General features: G+C 66.3%; 8 protein-coding genes. 6 read left to right on the forward strand and 2 right to left on the reverse strand.

What is annotated here, in order from left to right; genetic code table 11:
* Positions 1 to 1,644 (reverse strand): PHA/PHB synthase family protein (locus BRAO375_RS15535; protein WP_035640528.1); only part of this gene is annotated, 1,644 nt, incomplete at its 3' end.
* A 238-nt stretch (positions 1,645 to 1,882) separates the two neighbouring features.
* Between BRAO375_RS15535 and BRAO375_RS38590 the strand changes: the two genes are divergently transcribed.
* The 5 genes from BRAO375_RS38590 to BRAO375_RS15560 all read left to right on the forward strand — a co-directional run bounded on the left by BRAO375_RS38590 (position 1,883) and on the right by BRAO375_RS15560 (position 6,900).
* On the forward strand, positions 1,883 to 2,179 hold the full coding sequence (locus BRAO375_RS38590; RefSeq protein WP_244423198.1) for a hypothetical protein: 297 nt from the start codon (positions 1,883 to 1,885) through the stop codon (positions 2,177 to 2,179).
* Positions 2,180 to 2,388: 209 nt separating this feature from the next.
* The gene (locus BRAO375_RS15545; protein WP_009028417.1) at positions 2,389 to 3,609 is read left to right on the forward strand and encodes an LL-diaminopimelate aminotransferase; all 1,221 of its coding nucleotides are present in this window, start codon (positions 2,389 to 2,391) and stop codon (positions 3,607 to 3,609) included.
* Positions 3,610 to 3,645: 36 nt separating this feature from the next.
* Complete coding sequence (locus tag BRAO375_RS15550) at positions 3,646 to 4,959, forward strand: homoserine dehydrogenase (protein ID WP_009028418.1); 1,314 nt, start codon at positions 3,646 to 3,648, stop codon at positions 4,957 to 4,959.
* Between the two features lie 204 nt (positions 4,960 to 5,163).
* Positions 5,164 to 6,165 carry a class II fructose-bisphosphatase gene (gene glpX / locus BRAO375_RS15555; RefSeq protein ID WP_009028419.1) on the forward strand — a complete coding sequence of 334 codons (1,002 nt, stop codon included), beginning with the start codon at positions 5,164 to 5,166 and terminating at the stop codon, positions 6,163 to 6,165.
* 15 nt (positions 6,166 to 6,180) lie between these two features.
* Positions 6,181 to 6,900 (forward strand): haloacid dehalogenase type II, encoded by a 720-nt coding sequence (locus BRAO375_RS15560; RefSeq protein ID WP_009028420.1) that lies wholly within the window; start codon positions 6,181 to 6,183, stop codon positions 6,898 to 6,900.
* A gap of 6 nt (positions 6,901 to 6,906) precedes the next feature.
* Here the strand turns inward: BRAO375_RS15560 and BRAO375_RS15565 are convergent, their stop codons facing one another.
* Positions 6,907 to 7,992, reverse strand: a complete 1,086-nt coding sequence (locus BRAO375_RS15565) for a methyl-accepting chemotaxis protein (RefSeq protein WP_009028421.1) — start codon at positions 7,990 to 7,992, stop codon at positions 6,907 to 6,909.
* A 308-nt stretch (positions 7,993 to 8,300) separates the two neighbouring features.
* On the opposite strand from BRAO375_RS15565, the gene recJ reads away from it, so the two are divergent.
* Positions 8,301 to 10,142 (forward strand): single-stranded-DNA-specific exonuclease RecJ, encoded by a 1,842-nt coding sequence (gene recJ, locus BRAO375_RS15570; RefSeq protein ID WP_009028422.1) that lies wholly within the window; start codon positions 8,301 to 8,303, stop codon positions 10,140 to 10,142.
* The last annotated feature ends 282 nt before the right edge of the window (positions 10,143 to 10,424 follow it).

Consider the following 10,424-nt stretch of genomic DNA (forward strand, 5'->3'; position numbering starts at 1 on the left):
GTCCTTCAGCGAGATGTCGTGGATCTGGTCGTTGGTCCAGTACTGGTATTTGCCGGAGGAGGGCGGGTTGACGACGCCGGCGATGTGGCCGGAGCCCGACAGCACGTACTTCACCGGGCCGCCGAAGAACTGCGAGCCGTACAGCACGGAGTCCGCCGGCGCGATGTGGTCCTCGCGGGTCGCCAGATTGTAGACCGGCACCTTGACCTTGGAGAGATCGAGCAGCGTGTTGTCGAGCACCATGGTGCCCGAGGTCAGCCGGTTCTCCAGATAGCAGTTGCGCAGGTAGTAGGAGTGATTGGCCGCCGACATCCGCGTCGCGTCCGAATTCCAGTGCAGCAGGTCGAACGCCTGAGGCGGCTGGCCCTTGAGGTAGTTGTTGACGACATAAGACCAGATCAGGTCGTTCGACCTGAGCATGTTGAAGGCCATCGCCATCTTGCTGCCCTCGAGCACGCCCGAGGCCTGCATGTCGCGCTCCAGCGCCGAGATCTGCGTCTCGTCGACGAACACCAGGAGATCACCGGCATGGGTGAAGTCGACCTGGGCGGCGAGGAAGGTCGCGGAGGTCACGCGCTGGCGACGCTTGTCGGCGAGCCAGGCCAAGGTCGTCGCCAGCATGGTGCCGCCGACGCAATAGCCCATCGTGTGGACCTTCATCTCGCCCGTCACCTTCTCGATGACGTCCATCGCGGTGAGCGGACCTTCCTTCATGTAGTCTTCCCAGGTCTTGGTCCCCAGCTTCTTGTCGGGATTGACCCAGGAGATCACGAACACCGTGAGGCCCTGATCGACGCACCATTTGATGAAGGATTTTTCCGGGCGCAGATCGAGGATGTAGAACTTGTTGATCCAGGGCGGGACGATCAGGAGCGGCGTGCGCAGCACGTTCTCCGTCGTCGGCGCGTACTGGATCAGCTGCATCATCTCGTTCTGGAAGATCACCTTGCCCGGCGTCGTCGCCATGTTGACGCCGACCTCGAGATTGGCCGGGTCGGACTGCCTGATCTTCAGCGTGCCCTTGCCGGCTTCGATGTCCTCGGCGAGCATCTGCATGCCGCGCACGAGATTGTCGCCGCTCGACGCCACCGTCTGCCGCATCACCTCGGGGTTGGTGAGCACGAAGTTGGACGGTGCCAGCGCATTGGTGATCTGGTTGACGTAGAACTCGGCCTTCTTGCGCGTGTGCGGATCGAGGCCTTCGGCATTGTGGACGAGATCCTGCGCCCACTGCGTCGTCAGCAGGTAGGCCTGCATGACGAAATCGTAGAACTGATTCGACTTCCATTCCGGATCGGCGAACCGCTTGTCGCGCGGCGACGGCGAGATCGCCGGCGGCGCCTGCTCTCCGGCCAGCCGCCGCGAGGCCGAGCCCCACAGGTCGAGATAGCCCTTGGCGATCTTGGTCTGGATATCGCTGGCGCGATCCTTGTCCGACAGCCAGTAGTCCGCGACGGCCGTGAACGACTTCACGACTTCGGTGAGCTCGGTCGGCGGCCGGTCCTGAACCTCGCCGGTCTCACGCGGCTTCAGATAGGCCGCAAGCGCCTTGCCGCTGCTCTCCATCGCTCTCGCGACGTTCGTCGCGAAGGCTTCGGCGTCGAATGTTTTTTGTGAATTGGTGTTGTTCGGAACGTCGGTCATGGCCTGCTCACACTATCGCGTCGGAATCGTTTCGTCACCGCGCGTGATCAACAATCCGGGAGTTTGGGGTTAATTCGATGTCTGTCTGTTGCGCTGCGAAAATTGCTCTTGCTTCGGCCATGGTGAACTCGTAGGGCGGGTCGAAATACCTGTTCAACCAATCAATCTTTCGAGTGACAATTGGTTGTAGTGCGGCAAAATGTGCCGTGTTGCGATTGGTGGCGGTGGGGGCTGTGGCGTGGCGCTGGTGAGCGAGGGCTGGAGGACGAGGGCGCGAGCCCTTGTGGCGGGCGTGGGGCTTTGCTCCTGCGTCGCGCTGTCCGGCTGCTCCAGCCAGATCGCCGACATGCCGTCGCTGGAGGCCGACGCTGCGGCGCGGCCGAAGGAGCAGAGCGGATACCTGCCCGTCAACGATGTGCCGCGCGACCGCGAGACCCCGATCATGTCGCTGGAGGAACGGGCCCGGATCGAAAAGGAGCTCCGCGCCGCGCGCGACCGCCAGGCTTCGGCAGGCACGGCGGTCAGGGACCGCTGAGCGCCCGAGGCGCCGCTGGCCACGTAATTGTCTGGCGCGGCGCGACGTCCATGATAAAACACCGGAATCAACCGCACCACAGCGTGTCGTCGCCCGTCAGGCCGCAAGGCCGTGCTAAGTTCATGATCTAGCACGGATTTCAGGGGGGCGTCACCGCCGGGCCAGCGCTGCTGGCTGATCCGCCCCCGGTTGCCGGAGCCGAGAGACCCATGGAAGATTTCTACCGCATCCGCCGTCTGCCGCCCTACGTGTTCGAGCAGGTCAACCGGGCCAAGGCGGCCGCGCGGAACGCCGGGGCCGACATCATCGACCTCGGCATGGGCAATCCCGATCTGCCGGCGCCGGCGCATGTGCTGGAGAAGCTCAAGGAGACCTTGGGCAAGCCGCGCACCGACCGCTATTCGGCCTCCCGCGGCATCGTCGGCCTGCGCCGCGCGCAGGCGGCCTATTACGATCGCCGTTTCGGGGTGAAGCTCAATCCCGATACCCAGATCGTGGCGACGCTCGGATCGAAGGAAGGTTTCGCCAACGTGGCGCAGGCGATCACCGCGCCGGGCGACGTGATCCTGTGCCCGAACCCCAGCTACCCGATCCACGCCTTCGGCTTCCTGATGGCGGGCGGCGTGATCCGCTCCGTGCCGGCCGAGCCGACGCCGCAATTCTTCGAGGCGGCCGAGCGGGCGATCATCCATTCGATTCCCAAGCCGCTGGCGCTGATCGTGTGCTATCCGAGCAACCCGACCGCCTATGTCGCGAGCCTCGATTTCTATCGCGACCTGGTCGCATTCGCGAAGAAGCACGAGATCCTGATCCTGTCGGACCTCGCTTATGCCGAGGTCTATTTCGACGACAAGAACCCGCCGCCGTCGGTGCTGCAGGTGCCGGGCGCGATGGATGTCGCCGTCGAGTTCACCTCGATGTCGAAGACCTATTCGATGGCCGGCTGGCGCATGGGCTTCGCCGTTGGCAACGAGCGCATCATCGCGGCGCTGGCGCGCGTGAAATCCTATCTCGACTATGGTGCGTTCACGCCGGTGCAGGTGGCCGCCACGGCAGCGCTGAACGGTCCGGACGACTGCATTCGTGAGATGCGCGAGGTCTACCGCAAGCGCCGGGACACGCTGGTCGAGTCGTTCGGCCGGGCCGGCTGGGAGATCCCGTCGCCGGAGGCATCGATGTTCGCCTGGACGCCGCTGCCCGAGAAGTTCAAGACCCTCGGCAGCATGCAGTTCGCGACCCTCATGGTGGAGAAGTGCGGCGTCGCGGTGTCGCCCGGCGTCGGCTTCGGCGAGCATGGCGAAGGCTATGTCCGCATCGCGATGGTCGAGAACGAGCAGCGCATCCGGCAGGCCGCGCGCGGCGTCCGCCGCTTCCTTGAAAGCGGCATCGAAACGTTGCACAACGTGGTTCCTCTCGCCAACCGGCGCTGAGTCTCCCGTTTTCCTTGCTGCAGGTTCTTTGATTCCATGGTCGCACCCCTGAGAGTGGGCATCGCGGGCCTCGGCACCGTGGGTGCCGAGGTCGTTCGTCTGATCGAGCGGCAGGGGCGCGTGCTCGCCGAGCGGACGGGGCGCCCGGTGAAGGTCGTGGCCGTGACGGCGCGGTCCAAGAAAAAGCGGGCCGTCGATCTCTCTGGGATCAAATGGGCCAAGGATCCGCTGGCGCTGGCCGCCGACCCCGAGGTCGATTGCCTGGTCGAGCTGATGGGCGGCGCCGGTGATCCCGCGCTCTCGGCCATCGACACCGCGCTGAAGGCTGGCAAGTCGGTGGTCACCGCCAACAAGGCGCTGATCGCCAAGCACGGGCTGAAGCTCGCGAAGGCCGCCGAGAAGCACGGCGGCGCGCTGAACTTCGAGGCCGCTGTCGGGGCGGCCATTCCGGTCATCAAGACCCTGCGCGAAGGTCTCGCCGGCACAGGCATCAACCGCGTCTATGGCATCCTCAACGGCACCTGCAACTACATCCTGACCCGGATGGAGCAGGAGGGCCTGTCGTTCGACGAGTGCCTGAAGGACGCGCAGCGCCTCGGCTATGCCGAGGCTGATCCGTCGTTCGACATCCACGGTCACGACACTGCGCAGAAGCTCGCGATCCTGGCGAGCCTGGCGTTCGGCACCCAGGTGGCCGAGAAATCCATCTATGTGGAGGGTATCTCCTCGATCGCCCCGGAGGATCTGCGCGCCGCGGCGGAGCTCGGCTATCGCGTCAAGCTGCTCGGCGTCGCCGTGCGCACCGCCAAGGGCATCGAGCAGCGGGTTCATCCGACCATGGTGCCGAAATCCTCCTCGATCGCTCAGGTCATGGATGTGACCAATGCGGTCACGATCGACGGCGAAGGCATTCCGCCGATCACGCTGGTCGGACCGGGAGCAGGGGGCGCAGCCACCGCGTCCGCGGTCGTGGCAGATATCGCCGACGTTGCGCGCGGCATTCGCTCGGCGCCGTTCGGGCGTCCGGTTGACAAGCTGCAGGCGACCGAAAAGGCGCCAATGGAGCGCCACGAGGGCGGCTACTACATCCGCCTGATGGCGCGCGATCACGCCGGTACGGCCGCGACGATCGCGACCCGGCTCGCTGAGCAGAAGATCTCGATCGAATCGATCGTCCAGCGCCATCCCAATGGCAGCGAGCCAGGGAAATCCGCCAAGGGTGGGCCGGTGCCGGTGATCCTGATCACCTACGCGACCCATGAGGACGCCGTGCACAGGGCGCTGCAGGCCGTGCAGCGCGACAAGGTCATCAGCGGCAAGCCGCAGGTCATCCGGATCGAGAAGAATTAGCCTATGATGCCCAGGGAACCGCTTGTCCCTGCTCAAACAAACGCGTGGCGTTTGGCTGAGGTTCATGCTCAAAACGCAGAATGCAGGGACGGCGACACCTAGACCGGTGCCGGCCGCCCGACTCGTACGTCGTTCGTGGGGACGCCGTCCGAGCGGTAGATTTTGATGGCGGATGTCCGCCGTGACGCCTTGAGGAGTTGACCGATGTCGACGCAGATTTCCGTCCCGCAACAATTGCTGCTCGAGCGCATCCTGACGTTGGAGCTGGTGCGCGTGACCGAGCGGGCGGCGGTGTCGGCGGCGCGTCTGCGTGGCCATGGCCAGGAGAAGCCGGCCGACCAGGCAGCGGTCGATGCCATGCGCCGCGAGCTCAACAAGCTGCCGATCGAGGGCACCATCGTGATCGGCGAAGGCGAGCGCGACGAGGCGCCGATGCTCTACATCGGCGAGAAGGTCGGTCTGAATGCCGGGCCGAAGGTCGACATTGCAGTCGATCCGCTCGAGGGCACGACCCTCTGCGCCAAGAACATGCCGGGCGCGATCGCGACCATGGCGATGGCCGATGGCGGCACCCTGCTGCATGCGCCCGACGTCTACATGCAGAAGCTCGCGGTCGGCCCAGGCTACGCCAAGGGCGTGGTCGACATCGACGCGACCCCGGCTGACAACGTGCGTCGTCTGGCCAAGGCCAAGGGCGTCGATCCCTCGGCCATCACCGTGCTGGTGCTCGACCGTCCGCGGCACGCCGACATCATCCAGGGCGTGCGCTCGACGGGCGCCGCCGTGCGCCTGATCACGGACGGTGACGTCGCCGGCGTGATCCATTGCGCCGATCCCGACAACACCGGCGTCGACATGTATCTCGGCACCGGCGGCGCCCCGGAGGGCGTGCTGGCGGCCGTGGCCCTGCGCTGCATCGGCGGCCAGATGCAGTGCCGCCTGATCCTCGACACCGAGGAGAAGCGCGAGCGCGCCCACAAGATGGGCGTCGGCGATCCCAAGATGATCTATGGCATCGAGGACATGGCCCGCGGCGACTGTCTGTTCGCGGCGACCGGCGTGACCACCGGCTCGCTGCTCTCCGGCGTCAAGTTCCGCAAGGACGGTGTCATCGAAACCGAGACCGTCGTGATGCGCTCCGTCACCGGCACCGTACGCTACATCCGCGCCGAACACCGGCAGCTGGAGAAGTTTCACCTCGACTGACGGCGGAGCGGCATGATGTCCGATCTCTCCCTGGTCAAGGCGCTGGTGTTCGACGTGTTCGGCACCGTCGTCGACTGGCGCACCAGCCTGATCAACGACTTCACGGCGTGGTCGAAGACCCGCGGCATCCAGGGCGACTGCACCGCGCTGGTCGATGGCTGGCGCGGGCTCTATGTCGGCTCGATGGACGAGGTCCGCAAGCATCCCGAGCGCGGCTACGTCATCCTCGACGTGCTGCACCGGCGCTCGCTTGAGACGCTCGTCGCCAAGCTCGGCATCACCGGCCTTACCGAGGCCGATCTCGATCATCTCACCCGCGGCTGGCACCGGCTGCATCCGTGGGCCGACAGCGTCGCCGGGCTGACCCGGCTGAAGTCCAAATACATCATCGCGCCGCTCTCCAACGGCAATGTCGCGCTGCTCACCAATATGGCGAAGTTCGCGAGGCTGCCCTGGGACCTCGTTCTCTCCGCCGAGCTGTTCGAGCATTACAAGCCTGACCCCGAGACCTATCTCGGCGCCGCGCGTCTGCTCGGTCTTGCGCCCGGCGAGGTCATGATGGTCGCCGCACACAACAACGATCTCGAGGCCGCCCAACGCTACGGTCTGAAGACCGCCTTCGTCGCGCGCCCGACCGAATACGGCCCGCTGCAGAGCCGCGACTTCGAGGCCACCGGCGCCTGGGACATCGTCGCCGCCGACTTCAACGGCATCGCCGACCGGCTCGGCTGCTAATCCTCCTTATCCGCCCGACACGATCACGCCGTACCAGCCGAGCCCCTTGTAGGTCTCGTAGCCCGGCGTGGCGTGGAAGGCGATCATGCGTCCGGACGCGTCCTGATAGAAGCCGCTGCGCTTGCCATCGAGCTTCAGCGAGACCCGCTCGCTCAGGATGCCCTGGCCGTCCGAGGCGGCGATCACGCGAAGGCTGGAATCCACCAGCAGCGCGCGCGCCTTGTCGCTCTCGCTGACGCGCACGCCCTGGACGATCGCGCGCGCCTGCGCCTCCCAGTCGAAATGGATCGCGAGCACGCCGAGCGGCTTGCCATGCGCCTTGCCGTCCTCGCGCACCGAGGCGCAGTACGTGGCGACCTGGGCGTTGCCGAGCAGCGGCTGGCACTCGACGTCGCCGGCGACGTAGTCGTCGCCCGAGCGCAGGCCGCGCGCCTCGCGAAACCATCTGGTGTCGGCGACGCTCTGGCCGACCACGTTGTAGCGGTCGGCCCGGCCGTTCGCGATCACCTTGCCACTGGGATCGCACAGCCAGAGATCGAGATAGACCGTGTAGGCGGAGAGGATCACGGCGAGCCGCTCGGAGACATGGGCGACGCGGTTGGCATCGGGCGAACCGGCGCAATCGACCACCGCGGAATCCGTCGCCCACCAGCGCACGTCGCAGGTCCGCTCATAGAGATTGCGGTCGATCAGCTCGATCGCGTTCAGCGCCAGATCGACCATGCGCTCGCCGCGCGCCCGCTCGGTCATGCGCTCGATCGAGCTCTTGAGATTGCCGGTGCGCGTCGTGAGCTGGCCCTCCAACTCGCGCGCGATGGTCTCGACCTGCTGGCCGACCGCGCGCACCTCCTGCGCGACCACCGCGAAGCCCGCGCCTTGCGCGCCCACCCGCGAGCTCTCGATCAGCGCATTCAGCGCCAGCATCTTCATCTGGTTCGTGATCTGCTGGATCGACTTGGTCTTTTCGCAGGCGATCTGGTTGACCTCGCCGGTGAGCCGCGCGATCAACGCCGAGACGTCGGTCTCGTCCTGGGGGGCCGTGGGAAAGGGCGCAGTCGAGGGGGCGGTCTTCAGCTCAGGCGCTGCCAACATTGAACAACTCCATTTCATCGCTGTCTCGGTCGGTGCGGAGACGGCGAGCAATTCAGTCGGTATAATTTGATTGAAATGTTACGGAGTTCGCCTAACGCGCGTTTAATGCACGCTCCTGAACACAGCTGTAATTTTAGGCAAGCCGCACTATATGTCATCAGTTGCCCCGCTCTGGTTGTGATTTCCACCGATGATGCAGCGCGATTCCAGTGGGTTCCCTGGCCGGAGCCTGTGGAGCGCGACGACTTGCTGTAGATTCGGCGCCGTCGTTTTCGAATCGCCATGCCGTATGCGAGGCCCATAGCCCGATGGCACCGTCCGCCCTTGCCTTGCCCCTGAGCGCCCCGCAGGCGTTCCTCGGCGTGCGGCTGTCGCTGACCAACAAGCTGTGGCGCGACCGGCTGGACGCGCGCGGGGCGGCGCGGGCGCTCGCCATGGTGCAGCGCTATCAGTTGCCGGAGATGCTGGCGCGGGTGCTGGCCGGACGTGACGTCGAGCTCGACGCGGTCAACGACTTCCTCGACCCGACCATCCGCAAGCTGATGCCGGACCCGTTCACCGTGACGCAGATGGAGGCGGCGGCGCAGCGTATCGCGGATGCCGCCGTGAAAGGTGAGAAGGTCGCGATCTTCGGCGACTACGACGTGGACGGTGCGACCTCGGCGGCGCTGCTCGCGTGGCATCTGCGGCATTGCGGGCTCGATCCGCTGATCCATATCCCCGACCGCATCTTCGAGGGCTACGGCCCCAATGTCGAAGCCATCCGTGCGCTGGCCAACAAGGGCGCGACCCTGCTGGTGACGGTCGACTGCGGCACCACCAGCCTGGAGCCGCTCGCGGAGGCACGGCGGCTCGGCATGTCCGTGGTGGTGATCGATCACCATCAATGCGGCGAGGAGCTGCCGGAGGTCGAGGCGCTGGTAAACCCGAACCGGCCGGACGATCTCTCCGGTCTTGGCCATCTCGCCGCCGTCGGGCTGACGCTGGTGACGCTCGTCGCAGTCAACCGCGAGCTGCGCGGCCGCGGCTTCTGGAGCGGCACGCGGCCGGAGCCTGATCTGCTCGGCATGCTGCATCACGTCGCGCTCGGCACCGTGGCCGATGTCGCGCCGCTGGTCGGGCTCAACCGCGCCTTCGTGGCCAAGGGGCTGATCGCGATGCGCCGGCGCGACCATGTCGGCCACACCGCGCTGATGGATGTCGCGCGGCTGAATGGTCCGCCGGAAGCCTGGCATCTCGGCTTCATGCTGGGGCCGCGGATCAATGCGGGCGGCCGCATTGGCCGCGCCGATCTCGGCGTGCGGCTGCTCTTGGAAACAGACGTGTCGGAAGCCGCGCGGATCGCCGCCGAGCTCGACCGGCTCAACAGCGAGCGCCGCATCATTGAGCAGCATGCGGAAGCGCAGGCCGAGGCCGAGGCGCTGGCTTCGCTGGGTCTGGAGGACAAGGGCGCGGTCATCGTCACCGCATCCGAAGGCTGGCATCCGGGCGTGGTCGGGCTGGTGGCCTCGCGGCTGAAGGAAAAGTTCGCGCGGCCGGCGTTCGCGATCGCGCTCGAGCCGGGTGGCATTGGCACCGGATCGGGCCGCTCGATCCCCGGCGTCGATCTCGGCCGCGCGGTGCGTCACGCGGTGGAGCAGGGCATCCTGATGAAGGGCGGCGGGCACGCGATGGCCGCCGGCGTCACCTTGCGCAAGGAGCGGCTGGCGGAGTTTCGCGCCTATCTCGAGAACGCGCTCGCGGCCGAGGTCGCGGAGGCGCGCCACGTCAACGAGATCCTGATCGATGGCGCGATCAGCGCCCGCGCGGCGACGCCCGAGCTGGTCGCGACGCTCAATCGCGCCGGTCCGTTCGGCAGCGGCAATCCCGAGCCGATCGTGGCGCTGCCGTCGCATCAGCTGGTCTATGCCGACGAGGTCGGGCAGGCGCATCTCAAGCTGCGTTTCAAGTCCGGCGACGGCGCCACCGTGAACGCCATCGCGTTCCGCTCGGTCGGCCAGAAGCTCGGCAATGCCCTGGTCCAGCATCGCGGCCAGGTCCTGCATGTCGCGGGCACCCTCACCGTCGATCGCTATCAGGGCGTCGAGCGCGTGCAGCTGCGCGTGCTCGATGTGGCCGTGCCGGATCATGGCCCGGCGATGATCAGGTAGCAGTCCCACCCGCAGTGTCGTCCCGGACAAGCTTCGACGACGCTCGCGTCGGCGAAGCGCCGATCCGGGACCCATGCGCCGCAGCAGAAGTTGTGAGACGAGATGCCCACTGCGATCGTGCCTCACACGCCTCCCTGTGGGTATGGGTCCCGGCTCGGAGGCCGGGACGACGCCGGAGTGCGTGGTGTGCATCGCGCCCCACATGATCAAGTGCAAGCATGACCATTCGATCTCGCCGCGTCGATGCGCCCGAGTGATGCCTGATCAAAACCCTCATCGAAA

It is taken from the genome of Bradyrhizobium sp. ORS 375, assembly GCF_000239775.1.
In the GTDB taxonomy this organism is placed as follows: domain Bacteria; phylum Pseudomonadota; class Alphaproteobacteria; order Rhizobiales; family Xanthobacteraceae; genus Bradyrhizobium.